The 18,096-nt window shown below is 48.9% G+C and carries 18 protein-coding genes; 17 read left to right on the forward strand and 1 reads right to left on the reverse strand.

Features of this window, described 5'->3' with window-relative positions:
- The first annotated feature begins 334 nt into the window (after window positions 1-334).
- The 17 genes from ACFQZR_RS08630 to bioC all read left to right on the forward strand — a co-directional run bounded on the left by ACFQZR_RS08630 (window position 335) and on the right by bioC (window position 17,238).
- On the forward strand, window positions 335-1,351 hold the full coding sequence (locus ACFQZR_RS08630) for an amidase domain-containing protein (RefSeq protein ID WP_379344831.1): 1,017 nt from the start codon (window positions 335-337) through the stop codon (window positions 1,349-1,351).
- A 68-nt stretch (window positions 1,352-1,419) separates the two neighbouring features.
- On the forward strand, window positions 1,420-2,550 hold the full coding sequence (locus ACFQZR_RS08635) for a D-alanine--D-alanine ligase (protein WP_379344833.1): 1,131 nt from the start codon (window positions 1,420-1,422) through the stop codon (window positions 2,548-2,550).
- Window positions 2,551-2,642: 92 nt separating this feature from the next.
- A complete protein-coding gene (locus tag ACFQZR_RS08640) occupies window positions 2,643-2,966 on the forward strand; it encodes a hypothetical protein (protein ID WP_018754903.1) in 324 nt (107 codons plus the stop codon).
- 72 nt (window positions 2,967-3,038) lie between these two features.
- Window positions 3,039-4,016, forward strand: coding sequence for a UV DNA damage repair endonuclease UvsE (gene uvsE / locus ACFQZR_RS08645; RefSeq protein WP_379344952.1), 978 nt, complete (start codon window positions 3,039-3,041; stop codon window positions 4,014-4,016).
- Between the two features lie 139 nt (window positions 4,017-4,155).
- Window positions 4,156-4,926, forward strand: coding sequence for an enoyl-ACP reductase FabI (fabI, locus tag ACFQZR_RS08650; protein WP_018754905.1), 771 nt, complete (start codon window positions 4,156-4,158; stop codon window positions 4,924-4,926).
- A gap of 232 nt (window positions 4,927-5,158) precedes the next feature.
- A complete protein-coding gene (locus ACFQZR_RS08655) occupies window positions 5,159-6,025 on the forward strand; it encodes an inositol monophosphatase family protein (protein WP_379344836.1) in 867 nt (288 codons plus the stop codon).
- A 95-nt stretch (window positions 6,026-6,120) separates the two neighbouring features.
- The gene (locus tag ACFQZR_RS08660) at window positions 6,121-6,363 is read left to right on the forward strand and encodes a hypothetical protein (protein WP_379344838.1); all 243 of its coding nucleotides are present in this window, start codon (window positions 6,121-6,123) and stop codon (window positions 6,361-6,363) included.
- A 75-nt stretch (window positions 6,364-6,438) separates the two neighbouring features.
- On the forward strand, window positions 6,439-7,227 hold the full coding sequence (locus tag ACFQZR_RS08665) for an ABC transporter ATP-binding protein (protein ID WP_379344840.1): 789 nt from the start codon (window positions 6,439-6,441) through the stop codon (window positions 7,225-7,227).
- A 2-nt stretch (window positions 7,228-7,229) separates the two neighbouring features.
- A complete protein-coding gene (locus tag ACFQZR_RS08670) occupies window positions 7,230-8,885 on the forward strand; it encodes a hypothetical protein (RefSeq protein ID WP_379344842.1) in 1,656 nt (551 codons plus the stop codon).
- Between the two features lie 153 nt (window positions 8,886-9,038).
- The gene (locus ACFQZR_RS08675; RefSeq protein WP_379344844.1) at window positions 9,039-9,473 is read left to right on the forward strand and encodes a MarR family winged helix-turn-helix transcriptional regulator; all 435 of its coding nucleotides are present in this window, start codon (window positions 9,039-9,041) and stop codon (window positions 9,471-9,473) included.
- Window positions 9,474-9,556: 83 nt separating this feature from the next.
- Window positions 9,557-11,221 (forward strand): FAD-dependent oxidoreductase, encoded by a 1,665-nt coding sequence (locus tag ACFQZR_RS08680; protein ID WP_379344846.1) that lies wholly within the window; start codon window positions 9,557-9,559, stop codon window positions 11,219-11,221.
- A 64-nt stretch (window positions 11,222-11,285) separates the two neighbouring features.
- On the forward strand, window positions 11,286-12,581 hold the full coding sequence (locus tag ACFQZR_RS08685; protein ID WP_379344848.1) for a stalk domain-containing protein: 1,296 nt from the start codon (window positions 11,286-11,288) through the stop codon (window positions 12,579-12,581).
- A gap of 136 nt (window positions 12,582-12,717) precedes the next feature.
- The gene (gene bioD, locus ACFQZR_RS08690; protein ID WP_379344850.1) at window positions 12,718-13,449 is read left to right on the forward strand and encodes a dethiobiotin synthase; all 732 of its coding nucleotides are present in this window, start codon (window positions 12,718-12,720) and stop codon (window positions 13,447-13,449) included.
- Complete coding sequence (bioB, locus tag ACFQZR_RS08695; protein WP_379344852.1) at window positions 13,446-14,444, forward strand: biotin synthase BioB; 999 nt, start codon at window positions 13,446-13,448, stop codon at window positions 14,442-14,444. Before bioD ends, bioB begins: the two co-directional genes overlap by 4 nt.
- Window positions 14,432-15,616 (forward strand): 8-amino-7-oxononanoate synthase, encoded by a 1,185-nt coding sequence (gene bioF, locus ACFQZR_RS08700; RefSeq protein WP_379344854.1) that lies wholly within the window; start codon window positions 14,432-14,434, stop codon window positions 15,614-15,616. The genes bioB and bioF overlap by 13 nt, the downstream gene beginning before the upstream one ends.
- A gap of 1 nt (window position 15,617) precedes the next feature.
- Window positions 15,618-16,391 carry an alpha/beta fold hydrolase gene (locus tag ACFQZR_RS08705; RefSeq protein ID WP_379344856.1) on the forward strand — a complete coding sequence of 258 codons (774 nt, stop codon included), beginning with the start codon at window positions 15,618-15,620 and terminating at the stop codon, window positions 16,389-16,391.
- Window positions 16,366-17,238 carry a malonyl-ACP O-methyltransferase BioC gene (bioC, locus tag ACFQZR_RS08710; RefSeq protein ID WP_379344858.1) on the forward strand — a complete coding sequence of 291 codons (873 nt, stop codon included), beginning with the start codon at window positions 16,366-16,368 and terminating at the stop codon, window positions 17,236-17,238. The genes ACFQZR_RS08705 and bioC overlap by 26 nt, the downstream gene beginning before the upstream one ends.
- A 61-nt stretch (window positions 17,239-17,299) precedes the next feature.
- Here the strand turns inward: bioC and ACFQZR_RS08715 are convergent, their stop codons facing one another.
- Window positions 17,300-17,989 carry a TerC family protein gene (locus tag ACFQZR_RS08715; protein WP_379344860.1) on the reverse strand — a complete coding sequence of 230 codons (690 nt, stop codon included), beginning with the start codon at window positions 17,987-17,989 and terminating at the stop codon, window positions 17,300-17,302.
- Window positions 17,990-18,096: the final 107 nt, after the last annotated feature.

Raw genomic sequence — 18,096 nt, forward strand, 5'->3', positions numbered from 1 at the left:
CACGCCGCTCCCCCCAGCACCCCCTCCATGGGTGTGCTCAATTGAAAAGTGGCACCCCGCACACCGTAGCTCCGAAGAGGGGATGGATATGGGGTGGAGGAGCGATAGCGCTCGCCTTTGAAATTCGTGTGAAGACCTATAAAAAGTCCAATCCAATTCACACGAATTTCAACAGCGGCTGGAACCCCATATCCACCCCTCCCCAGAGCGCTAACGCTGCAGGCCTCGCCACTCTTTTGAACACACCCATCATCATCCTCATATTTCCCCCCAGCATGTCATATACTGAACCAACCTTGCTTACGGTAAAAAATCTTTGGGGAGGTCCTTTGGTATGCGAAAAGATTGGAAAAATGTCCTTTATTCCTATGTGAATCAATTCAACCGCACAGAAATCGATTATAGACAGCCCGCAGATCAAGTTGTGGTGACAGATTTAGATCATTTAATGCGCAAAAGCAACCGCATGCATATGCTAAAGGAATGGTATCAGGCGCGGGAGTCAACGCCGCTTCGCAATGAGACGCGGACGAAGCTGCTGCGGACACGTGAAGGTGAAGGTGAGGTCGTCGTCGATCTGGAGTTCCAGACACGCCGAATCTATGAGAAGCGCCATATTGCCCACGTCGAAGAACGATTAGAACAAGAGCGTATTACGCTGAACAAGGATGGCAACACGTGGATTATTACCCGCATTGAGCAGAACATTCCTGAGCGTCATCCCGAGGAACGAAGAACGGAGAAGGAGGAGATTGTGAGTCACCCTGAACAGCAGACATCCGAGCATATCCCATCAATCCCTCTCTTAAATACAGATGTTCTCGGGATGTCCAAATCTTGGCGTGCGAAGTCTTATGCGAGGGAACGTGCGGTGCAATATGCGGATCAGTGGTGGAACGGAAATAACCCAGAATTTCTAGCCTTTGAAGTCGATTGCACGAATTATATATCACAATGTCTCGTTGCAGGGGGGGGACCAATCCACTATACTGGTAAAAGAGAGACAGGTTGGTGGTACCGGGGCATGGTGAACAACCAGGAAGCTTGGAGTTACAGCTGGGCTGTCGCCAATGCACTGAACAACTATTTGAATCATAGCGATTCGTATTTGCAAGCTGCTCCCGTAGAACGGCCGTCGGATTTACAGCTAGGCGATATCATTAGCTATGATTGGGATGGCGATGGTCGATACCAACATAGTGCGATCGTCACAGCGTTCGATGCAGGCGGAATGCCGCTTGTTAATGCGCATACGACGAATAGCAGACATCGCTACTGGGATTACCGGGATTCTTATGCGCATACGGAGCGTACACAATATCGTTTTTTTCATATTATGGATTGGTTCTAATGTCTAACAAACAATGAAATAAAGGGCCCAATCGGGCTACAAAACATGTTCTATTGCGGAGGAAAGTCATGAGCGGCATAAAGAAAACACGCGTAGGTCTTATCTACGGAGGCAAATCAGGCGAGCACGAAGTATCTTTATCCACAGCACTTGCAGTGATGAAGGCATTTAATTACGACAAATATGAGATCGTGCCTTTCTATATAACGAAAGACGGCGAATGGCGGAATGGTCCACTCCTACAAGCGCCGGTAGAGCATTCAGGATTGTTGCAGTATGAAGCAGATAAGAATAAACCGGCAGGAGCAGCAATTATGCCCTTGTTCACGGATGCAAGGCAACCAGCAGGAAGCAGCGGCGTACAGAGTATTGATGTGATCTTCCCACTGCTGCATGGTACATTTGGCGAAGACGGTACGATTCAGGGTCTGTTCGAGATTGCGAATGTGCCATACGTTGGCGCAGGGGTTCTCGCTTCTGCGGTGGGTATGGATAAGGTCATCATGAAGAAATTGTTCGCTCAGGCGGGATTACCGCAGTGTATGTATCGTTACTTCACACGCAAGCAATGGGAGAAAGACGCGAGCTATCATACGATGGAGATCGAAGTATCGCTAGGTTATCCTTGCTTCATCAAACCAGCGAATCTGGGTTCCAGTGTTGGTATCTCCAAAGCGCGCAACCGGGAAGAGCTCGTAGCAGCGATCGACCTTGCGCTTCGTTACGACCGTAAAGTCATTGTAGAAGAGTTCATTGATGCGCGTGAGATTGAAGTTAGCGTACTTGGGAATGAGGAGCCTAGAGCTTCGGTACCGGGCGAGATTACGTCTTCAAGTGAATTCTATGATTACCAAGCTAAATATACGGACGGAAATTCTTCGATGATGATTCCGGCGAACATTTCGCCAGAACTCACAGAGGAACTTCGTTCACTTGCCATTCGTGCGTTCCAGGCGATTGATGGTTCGGGACTATCGCGCGTTGACTTCTTCGTGCAGAAACATGATAACCAGATCATGATTAACGAAGTGAATACGATGCCGGGCTTTACGCCGTACAGTATGTATCCGCTCATGTGGCGTGAGACAGGTGTATCGTATCAGGAACTGCTAGATACATTGATCCAGCTTGCGCTTGAACGCTTTGAAGAGAAGCAGCAGATCGATTTCGGCAATAACAAACCACAGACGGTTGTCTAAGAGGTTCATGTCGTAAAATAAACGGATTTATAGTAGCAGGGAGGTGTTCGCTTCCCTGCTCTATTTTTAACTATATAAAGGAGGAACGATTAATGGGATTTCAGACGGAGTTTAATTCAGTGTGCAAGTTCAAATCAGAGCAAGAATTGTACGAGCTGTTAGAATACGGCCGCGGTAAAATGGTGAAGAGCGGATTCCGCGTATTCCCGACAGGCCAGAAGGTCATTGCATATACACCGGATAACCAAGCCATTGCGATCGTGAAGATCGTCGCATCCATTGCAGAGATCAACTTCCAAGGGGAAGAAGTGACCGAGGTGGAGATGGAGTTAATCCGCAAGTTGAATGATGAAGAAGCGCGTGTGCAGACAGCGCTCGCGTACGAGATGTTTTTTGGTGATCCTGGTAAAAAGTAACCGGATATGGGCACACTTAGAAGTATGTGAATTTCAACGTACGATAAGGAGGCCCACGCGGTGAAAAAGGCAATGCAGGTTCGGATCGGCTACGTCGCGATGTCTACGGTAATCAAGAACGCATCGCCTTCGCGGACGATGACCTACAAGCAGTTTGAGAAGCTGGGTGACATCGAAGCGGGTTACCGTCGATTAGAACGAATAGCAGAAGAGAACCTGCACAATACGCTGCGGTTGCTGAAGCATAACCGAATGCATGACATTCATCTCTACAGGATGTCATCGAAGCTGATCCCCTTAGCGACACATCAATCCCTTCAGGATTGGGATCCTTTCCCCTATCTGAAGCCAGCGTTCTCGGCCATTGGCGACTATGCGAATCAAGCAGGCATGCGTCTGTCTTTCCATCCCGATCATTTCACCGTATTTAGTACCCCGCGAGAAGAGGTTCTTCGTCATTCAATTCGCGATCTAACGCATCATGTTAGGATGCTTGATGCAATGGGATTGGATGATCGCGCGAAAAATAATATTCATATTGGCGGTGCATACGGGGACAAAGCGACAGCAGGTGCACGGTTCATTCATCAGTTCTCCAAGCTTGACCCTACACTAAAGCGGCGAGTGACATTAGAAAATGATGATAAGACATTTAATGCGGTAGAGACCCTTCAGATCAGTGAGAAGCTTCGATTGCCCATGGTGCTCGATATTCATCATCAATGGGTAAATAATGAAGGTGAACGTCCTGAAGAGCTATGGCCGCGTATTCACGCGACATGGCGTGAGGAGCATATGGTGCTGCCGCCCAAAATTCATGTATCCAGCCCCAAGAGTGATAAAGATCTTCGAGGACATGCCGATTATGTGCAAGTCGAGCCGCTGCTTAACTTTCTGCGGGCGATTGCTCCACTCACGACGCATCTGGATGTGATGATTGAAGCGAAGATGAAAGATGATGCACTATTCAAACTTATGGACGATCTGAAGCAATACACGAATGATGGCGTTACGATAAAGGATCAAGCTAGTGTTGAAATTGAGGAATAATTTGGTAAAATAGCCATATAACGTATAAAATACTTGAAATTCGCCTGTAAATAAGGTAATTTGGACAAAGGACTGGTTGTTAGCTGGTACATTCGATGATGGACAAGCTAGGAATCGGTGAGAGGAGGAAAAGGAAGAAATGAGTCAATTATTAGCAGGTAAAAATATTGTAGTCATGGGTGTCGCTAACGATCGCAGTATCGCATGGGCGATTGCACAATCCTTAGCGGCGCAAGGTGCACGTCTAGCATTTACATATGAGAGTGAACGGGTACAGGAACGGGTAGGTAAACTTGCAGCTACAATCCCGAATTCAATTATACTTCCATGCAACGTAACGGTGGATGAGGAAATTGATATCCTCGCAACACAACTAAAAGAAGAATTCGGCGTTCTTCACGGTGTCGTACATAGTATTGCATTCGCGAAAGCGGAAGAGCTTGAAGGATTATACGTGAATACATCCCGTGCTGGATTTGCGTTAGCACATGACATTAGCGCGTACTCTCTTGTTGCGGTGTCGCAGCGATTGTATCCGTTAATGACTGAGGGCGGTAGCATCATGACGATGACGTATCTTGGTGCAGAGCGTGCCATGAAGAACTACAACGTAATGGGTGTTGCGAAGGCAGCGCTTGAAGCGTCCGTTCGTTACCTTGCCAATGACCTCGGTCAATACAACATTCGCGTGAATGCGGTATCGGCTGGTCCAATCCGTACGCTTGCTGCGAAAGGGATTAAAGATTTCAACTCGATTCTGCGTGAAGTGGAAGAGAAAGCACCACTTCGTCGTACGACAGAAACGGCTGAAGTTGGCGATACGGCGATGTTCTTAATTAGTCCGTTATCCCGCGGAATTACAGGCGAAGTAATCTATGTCGATGGTGGGTTCCACATCGTAGGCGTGTAGCGTTTCGCCATTCAAGTTCAAGAGTTCGTTTCTACAACATAGCGCCTTTGAGACGCTTAGGAGAAACGGACTTTTTTGCTCTCAGGCTACAGGCCGTAACCATAATGATCACTTGAGATGTGCATGAGTTGGATTTTGCGCGCATATCGTAATCGTGACGAAACTTGCTGATCCCTAGAGCGTATACTTTGTATATGGATAGGAGATTCAATAGGAAAGTAGAGTGATAGCCTTGAATCAAACGAACCAAGAGCCGTATGTGGTTAGCAGTAAAAGTTTTACCGCCGTGGCCATTAATTGCGCTGCGAAGGCAGGAGAATGGATTAAGAGTAAATTAGGAAACTATGAAAAATTGGATATAAAAACCTCGTCGCATGATTTAGTGACCGAAGTGGATAAAGGCGCAGAAAAACTCATTCGCCGCTTAATCATGACACATTTTCCCGATCACTCTTTTCTAGGTGAAGAGAGTACGGGTGTCGGCGCAGCTGCAGCGACTTCCGCATTGAATGAAGTGAAGCAGTCCGATTATTTGTGGATCGTAGATCCGATCGACGGAACGACGAACTTCGTGCATGGATTACCGCTATATTCGGTATCCATTGCGTTAGCGCATAAAGGGGAAGTCATTGTAGGCGTGATCTATGATCCGGCGCGTGATGAGTTGTTCGTCGCGGAGAAGGGCAAGGGAGCATATGTTCATGGCGTGCGAATGAAGGTCTCCCAAGAAGAGAATCTTGAGAGCAGCCTGATCGCAACAGGTTTCCCAACAGACCGAGATGTATTGCTGCCGCTCAATTTGGCAGGTATTCAAGCGGTTGCACCACGCGTTCGCAACATTCGTACGATTGGGTCTGCCGCGCTTAGCCTTGCTTACGTGGCGACAGGACGCTTAAGCGGATTCTGGGAGTTGAATTTGAATGCTTGGGATCTGGCGGCTGGCGTATTGCTCATTCAGGAATCCGGCGGCAAGGTGACGGATACCGCAGGCAATCCGTATCATCTTGGGGTGCGTCATGTCCTGGCAACCAATGGTCATATCCATGAGGAGTTGCAACAGGTGCTGGCAGAAGCCAATGTAACAGGGTTAGATCGTTAATTTCACACATCGATTGAGCTAGTCCGGTGAAGACTATATGCGTAGTAAGCTGCAGAACAACGCATATTTAGTAGACAAAGGAAGGGTTCTGAAACATGGATAAACAACGTCAAAACCAATCGGCTCAAGAACTAGAACAGCAGCTGAGCGACATGTTGACTGAAGGCGAGATGGAAGCGGTTGATCGCAAAGCGCAAGAACGCGCACAAATATCTCCGAAATACGAAATTCGAATTCAGACGGAGCTGGATCCCATTCGAGAAGAGACGAAGAAGTTCCGCAGCATGGCGAAGGAAGTCGACGGTCGATATGATCGATATGTGAAAGACAAAGAATAGCGCACCAGAAGAGCAAAGAGGCTTACGTTTCTTTGCTTTTTTGTCTGTGAGGACGGCGTGAGAGGGGATTTGGGGATGAACACAGAACAACCAGTAGTATCTATTCGTGATTTGTATATGGCTTATGGGACCAAAACCGTACTCCAGAACATTGATCTTGATGTCTATCCAGGGCAGATCATTGGTTATATTGGGCCGAATGGGGCAGGCAAGAGCACGACGGTGAAGATTATGTTAGGCCTTGTAACGGGGTATTTGGGCGATATTCAATTGTTCGGTCAGGATATTGCCAATGGAGATCTGCAGTATCGGAACCGGATCGGCTATGTACCTGAGGTCGTTGATATCTATGATAATCTAACGGCAAGTGAGTATTTAACGTTTATTGGGGAGTTATACGGGATGTCATGGGAGCATGCGAATCGCAAAGCAAGCAGATTGATGGAGCAGTTCGGCCTAGGGGCGGATGTCTTCCACAAGCCGATCGCATCGTACTCCAAAGGCATGAAGCAGAAGGTAATGCTTATCTCAAGCCTGCTGCATAATCCGGATTTGTTATTTTTAGATGAGCCTCTGAGTGGATTGGATGCGAACAGTGTCATGGTCGTCAAAGAAATTCTGGCCCAGCTGGCGGCACAGGGGAAGACGATCTTCTATTCCTCGCATATTATGGACGTCGTTGAGAAGATTAGCCACCGAATTGTGCTGCTCAATGGCGGAAGGATCGTCGCAGACGGGACATTCGATGAGCTGAAGGAACGCAATCACGAAGGAACCTTGGAAGAGATCTTCAATGAACTGACAGGCTTTCACGAGCACAAATCGATTGCCGAGGATTTCGTATCCATCGTGCAAGAGGTGTAGCGATGCAGGAGTTCAGAGTGTTGAAGATCTTAGATCGTTGCCAAGGGTTATTCGCGAAGGTAGGCGTTGATTATCCTGTCATGCGTAAAATTTTACAAGTGAAGCTTCTGATGGATCGTCGGCGAATTCCGACGGTGCTCACGATGATGTCCAAGAAGAAGCAGCAGGACGATATGCTGACGGAGACGAACTATTTTGGCAAATCGTTATTAGTGTATGGATTTATTGGGTGCATGATGATTCCGTTTCTGATGCTCGGCAGCCAGCCGATGATTCAGATGAGTATTATCTTCAGCATGATGATGTTCATGATGTCCTCTTCGATGATCTCCGACTTCTCTTCGGTGCTGCTCGATGTTCGGGATAAGTCCATTCTGAGTACGAAGGCTGTCCACCCGCGAACGATTAGTATGGCGAAGGCGCTTCATATTGGCAATTATCTCGTGATCATCACAGCCGTATTGATGGCGCCGGTGTGGATTGTGTCGATCATTCGGTATGGTGTCCTCTTTGGATTGATTTTCCTCGTGGAGATCATTCTGCTGGATTTATTGATTCTTGTTCTGACTGCGCTTGTCTATTTCGGGGTGCTGCGGCTGTATGATGGCGAGAAGCTGAAGGATATGATCAATTATGTGCAAATTGGTCTGTCCATCGGACTCGTCATAGGCTATCAGATTGTGATTCGATCCTTCGATCTGATGCAGATCGATTTCGAATGGGTACCGGCGTGGTGGAATATGCTGCTTCCGCCGATTTGGTATGCGGCGCCGTTCGCGCTGCTGCAGGGCATGACAGACCCGTATTTGATCGCGATGACGATACTTGCCGTATGCGCTCCGATCCTTGCCGTGGCGGTATATACCCGTCAACTTCCGAAGTTCGAACAGCACTTAATGAAGTTAACTAACCATGGGGGAGACGGTAAAGGCGCCTCTCGTCCAGGTCTGCAAGCTCTGGCGAAGGTACTCTGTACATCGCGGGAAGAGCAGGCTTTTTTCCGTTTTGTACTGCGAATGATCGGGAGCGAGCGGGAATTCAAGCTCAAAGTCTATCCGTCGCTCGGGATCGCCTTCATTCTGCCGTTTATTCTGCTCTTCAATACGCTGCGGAGCGGGGGGCTCACGGAATTGAGCTCGAGTTCGATGTATTACACGATATATTTCTGCTTGATGATCATTCCGACCTGTATCGCAATGGCGAGGTTCTCTGGTCGGCACAAGGGTGCCTGGATCTATCATGTAGCCCCGGTTCAAGATATCACCGCATTCCACCGCGCTGTGACCAAAGCGGTCTTGCTCCGTATGTTCATGCCTGTGTTCTTGGTGCAAGCGCTCGTCTTCATCGCGCTATTCGGAGGCCGCATCGTTCCGGACCTCTTCGTCGTTCTTCTGAACGCGATTGTCTATACGAGCTTGTGTTATAAGTTTATGACGAAGTCGCTGCCGTTCTCGGAACCTATCGCAGAGTCCCAGCAAGCCGCAGGTTGGGGGATCCTGCCGTATCTGCTAATGATCGCTCCATTTGTCGTAGTACATTATGGCAGTACGCTGCTGCCGTATGGACCATATCTCTATCTGGCCGTGTTAGTCGTGATCAGTATCTGGATTTGGACGGGGGGAAAAGGCAAGGGGAGACAGGTAAATATGAAAGCTTAGCCCATGATAAAAGGTACATGCTCCACCATCGTTGATGGAGTGGGTGCCTTTTTTGCGTATGGGATCAAATTTAGAAAAATATGGGTTTACAACGAATTATCTTACGAGTAGAATTCTTATTAGTAAGATATTTTTTTGACTCACAGAAAGAGGGTGGACCGCATCCAGAAGCAAGATATTCATCACATTTACAGCATGTATAACGTCCTTGGACGGCGATGGATGACGGATTGGAATAAGCGTACAACCATGAATGTACCTCACACGCATTTTATGGCGCTTGAAATATTGGAGCTGGAAGGGCCACAACGTGCGACGGTACTCGCGAACACGCTTGCGATTACCTCTGGCGGTGTCACCGTGATGACCGACAAACTGGTGAAGAGCGAGCTGGTGAAGCGTGTCATGCAAGAGGATGATCGGCGTGTCGTTATGCTCGAAATCACGGAGAAGGGTAGAGCGGTGCTATTCGAATTGCAAGAGCAGCGGACCATCATGATCGATAACCTCATGAAAGATTTGACGGAGTCTGAAGTGCAAGAATTGCTTCGCATTTATAAGAAGCTGCTTGATGCACATCAAGATTAGCGATTCAATCGGATTCAGCAGCAACGCTGTCGAATCTCATCATTTTTTGTAAGCGTATACATTATTGGAAAGGAGATCGGTCGATGGGCAATACGTGGGATGCAAGCTATGATGTCGTCGTCGTAGGTTCAGGAGCAGGGGGATTAGCGGCAGCGTTGACAGCAAGACTGAAGGGACTGTCTGCACTTGTTATTGAGAAGACCGCTTTATTCGGTGGCTCTAGCTCCTTATCGGGCGGGGCCATCTGGGTACCGACGAATCACTATTTGGCGGCAGCGGGTCTAGGCGATACGTGGGAGAAAGCACAAGCTTATCTGGATGCTACGGTTGGAGATCGTGTACCGAAGGTTCGGAAAGAGGCTTATGTGAAACGAGGTGCGGAGATGGTGCGTTATCTGCACGATAATACGGAGCATGTTCGCTTCAAGTACATCCCGGGCTATTCCGATTATTATCCAGAAGCGCCGGGTGGATTTCCGCAAGGACGTTCTGTAGAACCGCTGATCTTCGATCTGAACAAACTTGGTGAAGAACGGAAGAATATGCGACGCGCCAATCTGCCAACGTATGGTATTGTCATGAATGCCTTTGAATTTCATAAAGTAAATATGATTACAAGAACAAGGGTGGGCAAAAAAACCTCGTTGAAACTCGGTATACGATTAATCCGAAGCGTTGTGACAGGCGCTCGTCTGTCTTCACTTGGTGAAGCATTGATCGGCCGACTGCGTAGATCGTTAATGGATGTGCAGGGAGAAGTCTGGGTGAAGACGGCTTTTCAAGATTATGTGATGGACGATGGGCGTGTTGTTGGCCTTATTGCTGTGCGGGATGGCAAGAAGATGCGAATTGAAGCGAAGAAAGGCTTGATCCTAGCTTCGGGCGGATTCTCTCACAACCAGAAAATGCGTGAGCAATATCTTCCGCTTCCGACGTCAGAGAAATGGACTTCAGCCTCGGAAGGTCAGACAGGCGATTTGATCGAGGCATCGTTACGTATTGGTGCTACGCTGGATCTCATGGATCGGGTATGGGGGGCGCCTTCGGTTATACCTCCGGGTCAGGCACCGTATTTCCTAGTCGCAGAGCGTGCACTACCGAACATGATGGTCGTCAATGGCGCGGGTGAACGTTATTTGAATGAAGCAGTGCCTTATCATGAATTCGTGGATCAGATGTATAAGAACGATAAGCCGGAAGCACGAACGACACCGTCATGGATCATTATCGATAAGACGACGAAGAGCCGGTATATTTTCCTAGGATTATTCCCGGGTCAGCCATTCCCTAAGAAATGGTTCGATAATGGCTTCATCAAGCAAGGAAATACGCCCGCTGAGCTGGCTCAAGCGATGGGGGTGCCTGCCGAAAAGCTGACAGCAACGTTCGAACGATTTAATCGCGATGCGCGGCAGGGCAAAGATTCAGTGTTCCATCGCGGCGATAGTGCTTATGACCGTTATTATGGCGATCCAACCTACCCAAATCCAAACTTGGCTCCACTTGAGAACGGTCCATTTTATGCTCTACCGATTTATCCGGGCGATATTGGTACGAAAGGCGGTATCGTAACAGATGAGTATGCGCGTGCCCTAGATTCGGCTGGGGTACCGATCCCTGGTTTATTCGCGACAGGCAACTGTTCTGCCGCCGTCATGGGAGAGACATATCCAGGGCCGGGAGCTACCTTGGGGCCTTCGATGACATTTGGCTATGTTGCAGCGTCATACATGGCAGACCATAAGTAAAGCAGAACCTGATTATGATATAATAAATCGATAGATTCATAGATTGGTGTCGAGGTGAAATGTAATGAAATATCAACCACGAACGAAGCGTAGAGCTATCGCGGCGACAGTGATGGCGTGTATGCTCTGCATGAGCTGGGCGGGTGGTGCCTACGCGGCCGTTCCTGCGGGAAGTGCAGTAGAGGCGAAGGATACTCAAGCTGCTGTGTCTGAGCTGCGTTATGTCGCACTCGGCGATTCGCTCACCGTAGGATTCGAGCCGCAGCTGCTCAAGGAGAAGAACCCCGTTCCTTATGGCTTCGTTGATCGGGTCTTGGAACAAGCATTGTACAAGGGTAGAGCGAAATTAAGCAATTATGGCATTCTCGGGTTAACGAGCGAAGGACTGCGTATTTACGTGAAGGCAATTCAATCCGGTCAGTCGTTCAAGTATGCCGATCTCAAGTCCGTCGTAGCAGATCCGCGAGCAGCTTCAATCGAGCAAGGCATTGCACAGGCCAAGGCTGATATTGAGCAAGCCAATGTCATTACGATTACGATCGGTGGCAATGATTTTGGTGCCTTACTGAACGAAATGAGTGATTTGGCAGATGACAAAGCTAAAGGTTTGGTTGATGGTCTGATCGAACAGTACACAACGAATGTCACGGAAACGGTAAAAATGCTCAAGGCGATGAATCCGAAGGCGACGATTATTATCGCAGATCAATATCAGCCTTTGCCGAAATACCAGCGTGAAGCGTTGTATCAGAAATTGATGTCTGTCGCAGACCAATTTACAAGCACCATTGACGGCATGGCGAAGGCCTTCTCGGATGAAGGGACGGAGATCAAAGTCGCACATGTTGCCGAACTGTTCAAAGGCAGAGAAGGTGAGTTAACGCATACTAACTTGATGGAACAAGACATTCATCCGACGCAAAAAGGGTATGAGTTGATGGCGAAGTCGTTTGCAGAGTCGATCTGGGGATCCTATCGTGAACCGAAGCCAGACAGCACAGGAGCGACGACGATTGTTGTGAAAGGGCAAGAACTCGTAACAAAAAATCTGCCAACAGTAAGGAATAATCGAACATTCGTGGCCATCAAAGACATCGTCGATGCGATGGGGGCAACCTCCAAGTGGGATAACAAAACGTCAACCGCAACGATTTTCTATGGCGACCACGTCCTGACACTGCCGATCGGCTCGAAATCTGCATCGGTGAATGGTCAACCGCTTGTCGTCGATGCTCCTGCCTTCCTGCTCAAGGTTGGGAAAGAACAGAAAACCTATGTTCCACTCCGTCTGCTCGCTGACGGATTAGGCTTCCAGATTGAGAATCGGACTAAAGCACATACGGTATTTATTAATCCATAATTCCGAAGAACTTCCGTCATTGCACTGGGTACGTGTGGTGAACGGAAGTTTTTTGTCTATTCTAATTGTTAACCTAATATATTATAATTGGTTGACGATTAGAATATGATAGATGACAATATGAGGTGCATTAGCGATGAACAGCAGAAGAGGATTATTCATAACAGGAACCGATACCGACGTCGGTAAAACGCAAGTGGCTTACGGCGTTGCTGCGGCATTAACGCACCATCTCGGCATCGACGATGTGAGGCTGTGGAAGCCTGTGCAGACGGGGGTAAGCGTCGGGGAAGAGAATGCGGATAGCTATCGATTACGGCATGGAAGCCGGATCGGGAATCAGCAGGAAGAAGATATCGTTTCGGTTACTTTGCCAGATCCTTTAGCCCCTTGGATCGCGGCGCGGAGAAGCGGTTTAACGCTGGACTATCACCACTTGGTTGAGGAAGGCAAGACAAGACTTGCACAAGGCGGCATGTGGCTGGTGGAAGGGGCTGGTGGATTAGGCGTTCCGTTAACCAAGCAGCATCTGATGTTAGATTTGGCGAAGGATTTAGCGCTTCCCTTGTTGATCGTAGCTAGAGCGGGGTTAGGTACTGTGAATCACGCCTTGCAGACGATTGCGTATGCAAGACAGGCGGGGGTCGAGATCGCAGGCATCATTCTGAATGGATATCAAGATGGGGAAGAAGCGAATGTCAAAGACAACGCGATGATGATTGAAGCGTTCGGGGATGTTCATGTGCTTGGGATTTTGCCTTGGATGGCTGAAGAGGCTGACGATGCATGGCGAATGGCTTGGGCCGCAACGGTTGCTGAACGTGTGAATTTGCATCAACTTATTGGATTGGAGAGGGAATTAAAATGAGCGAATTACTAACAAAAATCGATTGGAATACATATGCCGACAAAGCTTTAAATGGGGAACGGTTAACAAAAGAAGAAGCATTATCAGTACTTACCGCAGACGATGAGGAATTGCTCGCAATTATGCATGCAGCATTCCGTGTGCGTAAGCATTATTTCGGCAAGAAAGTAAAACTGAATCTAATCATCAATGCAAAGAGCGGGCTATGCCCAGAGGATTGCGGTTATTGCTCCCAATCGATTGTCTCCACAGCACCGGTGAAGAAATATCCGCTGCTTGAGAAGGATGTCCTCATCGATGGTGCGCGTAAAGCGATGGAGATGCAGGCAGGAACCTACTGTATCGTAGCGAGCGGTAAGGGACCGACGCCTCGTGAATTAGATCAAGTTATTGCCGCTGTCGAAGAGATCAAATCCACGATGCCGATGAAGATCTGTGCATGCCTAGGCATTCTGTCGCAGGATCAAGCGAATCGTCTGAAGACAGCGGGGGTTGATCGCTACAATCATAACTTGAACACGAGTTCGGGGCATTTCTCGAGCATTACGAAGACACATACCTATGATGATCGTGTAACGACGGTTGAGAGTGCCAAAGCAGCCGGGATGTCTCCTTGCTCGGGATGTATTGTTGGGATGGGCGAGTCGAAGGAAGATGTCGTTGATGTGGCTTACGCGCTTCGTGAGCTCGATGCCGATTCCATTCCGGTTAACTTCTTGAATTCGATCCCAGGAACACCGCTTGAATCTCTTAAACATTTAAATCCACGCTACTGTCTGAAAGTACTTGCGCTGTTCCGGTTTATTTGTCCGGATAAGGAGATTCGTGCTTCGGGTGGTCGCGAGGTCAACTTAAGATCGCTGCAGCCGCTCGCGCTGTATGCCGCGAACTCGGTCTTCGTCGGTGATTACTTGACGACAGAAGGTCAAGAGGCAACAGACGATCATCGCATGATCGAAGATATGGGCTTTGAGATTGAGTTATGTGCGCTGTAAATGCTGGAAAGTGGGGATGGATGCAGGAGGAACTGGATCGATTGCAAAGGGAGCATCTGAGCCGGCAGTTGGTGGCAACGAAGCTCAATCCTGAAGGCTTTCTGGAACGCCAAGGGCAGCGAATGCTCAATTTGGCTTCCAATGATTATTTGGGCCTTGCGTCCGAATCGGCAGATCGATCGGAACCATCCAATATGAATTCCCTATCTGGAGCAGGCGCCTCTCGGCTTGTTACTGGGAATGATCCGATTTATGAACAGTTCGAACAAGAATTTGCTGCCTTCAAAGGAACAGAGCGATGTCTGTTGTTCAGCAGCGGGTATATGGCGAACATGGGGATTATTCCTGCCCTCGTAGGAAGGCATGACTGCGTCTTCAGCGATCGGCTGAATCATGCCAGTATTGTGGATGGGATTCTGTTAAGTCGTGCGGAACATGTGCGTTATCGTCACCGGGATCTGAACCAGCTGGAGAGTCAGCTGAAGAAAGCGCCGAAGGAATCACGCAAATTGATCGTCACGGATACCATCTTCAGTATGGACGGCACGCTTGCACCGCTTCATGATCTTGTTACGCTGAAGGATCGTTACGGAGCCATGTTGATGGTGGATGAAGCCCATAGCGGCGGGATCTATGGCAGCGAAGGGCAAGGCTTGGTCCATGCGATGGGGCTGCAAGATCACGTGGAAGTACAGATGGGAACGTTCAGCAAAGCCTATGGGGGCTGTGGTGCTTATGTTGCGGGAGATGCAATCTTGATTCAATTCCTGCTCAATCGTGCACGCACGTTCATTTACAATACTGCACTACCGCCAATGGTTATTTATGCCGTGCGAGCGAATTGGTTGCGTGCTAGGCAAGAATCTTGGCGGCGCAAGGCTCTGCTGGCACGGACACAGCAATTCCGCACCGCATTGCAGGCAGCAGGGTTCGATACGGGAGCAAGTGAGAGCCAGATCATACCGCTAATGATAGGAGATAATGCTCAGGCGATCGCCTATAGTGAGGCGCTGCAATCGAAGGGAATAGCAGCTGTAGCGATTAGGCCGCCTACCGTGCCGCAAGGGACATCCCGGATCCGCTTTACGTTAATGGCGACGCATAAGGAACAAGACTTGGATTGGGCAGCCCATTGCATGATTGAACTTGGCCAGCAGATGGAGTTGATATGACATGACGAAGCAGCATGTATATTGGATTCATGGTTATGGAACTTCGTCGGAGGTGTGGAAGGATGTCGTATCGGAGTTAACGGAGTTCAATCATTCGTTTGCTAGCTTCCAAACTTGCTATACAGTTGAGGACTTTCGTAAGGCCGTGCAGGAGGACATTCAAGGTATCCTCGAATCCACGAAGCCCGCGGATCTGCATATCATCGGCTGGTCGATGGGCGGCATGCTCGGGATTGAGGCGTTAGCGCATGATGATCTGAATGGACTGGCAAGGGAACTCGGGTCGATGATCCTTGTTGCCTCGTCGCTTCAGTTCGTTACGGCGAACCGAGAGCAAGGGTGGCCAAGACGCGTCGTCGAACGGATGTGCAAGAAGATGGCAGAGGAGCCGGAGGCGACAGTGAAGGCCTTTCAAGCTTCGCTGCTTACTGATGAGGAACGGGCGCAGCTGATCGACGCGCAGGAAGATGGTCATCGTCTTACGATGCCGCATGATTATACGGATGCAGGCTTGGTCTCGGGGCTGCAATATTTGCTAGATACCGATTTGCACGAAGACTGGATGAAGTTAATGCAGCAACGGGTGAATTTATATTGGATTCACGGCACGCAAGATGATGTATGTCCGGTTGGTGCTGTACCGTCGAATCTTCCAGCTGAACAGGTCACATATGTATCGAATGCAGGGCATATGCCTTTTCATGTTCAACGGGGTTTATTTTTAACAACATTAAGGAGAAGACTTTGCGATGGGAACAACATTACAAATGGATAAAGAGCGAGTCCGCCGCAACTTCGACCGCCATGCCGGGCAATATGACCAATACGCCGTCGTTCAGCGGTGGATGGCAGAACGACTGCTTGCTTATGTGTCGGACTGGGCGAAGGGACGAAGCGTGTCGCGAATCCTAGAAATCGGCTGCGGAACAGGGATTGTTACAGCAGAGCTCAGCCGGTTATTCCCACAGGCGCAGATCACGGCGCTTGATCTCTCCGAGCGTATGGTCGAAGAGACGCGGAAGCGGTTAGGGGAAGATGCATCCAATGTAACTTTCATCGTCGCAGATGCGGAGGAGTGGGCGTGCGCACAAATGTTGCAAGACCAGAAGGCTCACCTTTCGCAAAAAATCACATATGATGTTATTGTGTCGTCTGCGGTTTTCCAATGGTTCAATGACCCGCAGCGAACTTGTAGATCATTGCAGCAATTGTTAGCCCTAGACGGGTTGTTCGCTTTTGCTACGTTCGCAGGCGAGACATTTCATGAATTACACCGATCCTTCGCCGCAGCTGAATCCAAGCTTGGTCTTCCAATGATCCCGCATGGGCAATCCTATCCGAACGGATCAGATTGGCAGCAGATGTTTGGCGATCAGGGCTTATTTCGTTGGGATCAGCAGCAGTACATCCTCACCTATCGAGATGTCATGGCGTTCTTGCATAGCGTGAAGCGAGTCGGTGCATCAAATGCGGTGAAGCAAACGGACAGTTTAGGCGGTAGTCGTGCTTTATTTCAAGCGATGTGTGCGTATTATGAACAGCACTTTGCTGCGAGCAGCGGGGAAGGGATTCAAGTCACTTATGATGTTGGATTCGGAACCTACCTTCACCAAGAAAGATGAGCGAACATAATAAAGGCACCACATGACTAGACTTTCTAGTGCATGAGATGCCTTTCTAATCCTATGCTTGAGGTTCTGTATGCGGCTTGACGCCAGCTCTGCGACGTTTGATGAGCAGCCCAGTAATGACGACCGCGGCTACGACCAGTATTTCGAATCCATATTTGACGGCGGGATTCGTGAAGAATGGTTTCATGAACGATTCGCCGACGATCATCTTCGATGCTGTCCAACCGAGGACCGCTGAACCGATGGTAATAATAATCGGATACTTCTCCATGAACTTTAGGACGATCGTACTTCCCCAGACAACGATCGGTACCGAAATCGCGAGTCCAAGAATGACGAGCAAGAAGCTGTTATGAGCTGCGCCTGCGACAGCGAGAACGTTATCGAGACCCATCACAGCATCTGCGATAATGATCGTTCGAATAGCGGCCCAGAGGCTCTGACCAGATTCGACGTTGTGTTCTTTCTCCTCGACCATCAGCTTGACGGCGATCCAGAGAAGGACGAGTCCCCCCGCAATAAGCAAGCCAGGGATTTTGAGCAACCAGACGACAACTAATGTTGCTGCGGCCCGAATGGCGATTGCACCGACGGTCCCCCAAATAATCACTTTCTTCTGTTTATCCTTTGGCAAGTTACGCGCCGCAAGACCAATAACGATGGCATTATCGCCTGCGAGAACAAGGTCGATCATGACGATTGCGAGTAATGCTGACCAGAACTCCATTGAGAAAAAATCCATAATTCCAACTCCTCCAATAAGATATAATAAAAAACGCCGTTACCCTCTATGGTAACGGCGTCTAATCTAGACAATAAAAAAGAGACCTTTACCATAGGTGGCAAAGG

The organism is Paenibacillus sp. GCM10027629 (assembly GCF_042676425.1).
GTDB classification, from domain to species: domain Bacteria; phylum Bacillota; class Bacilli; order Paenibacillales; family Paenibacillaceae; genus Paenibacillus_K; species Paenibacillus_K terrigena.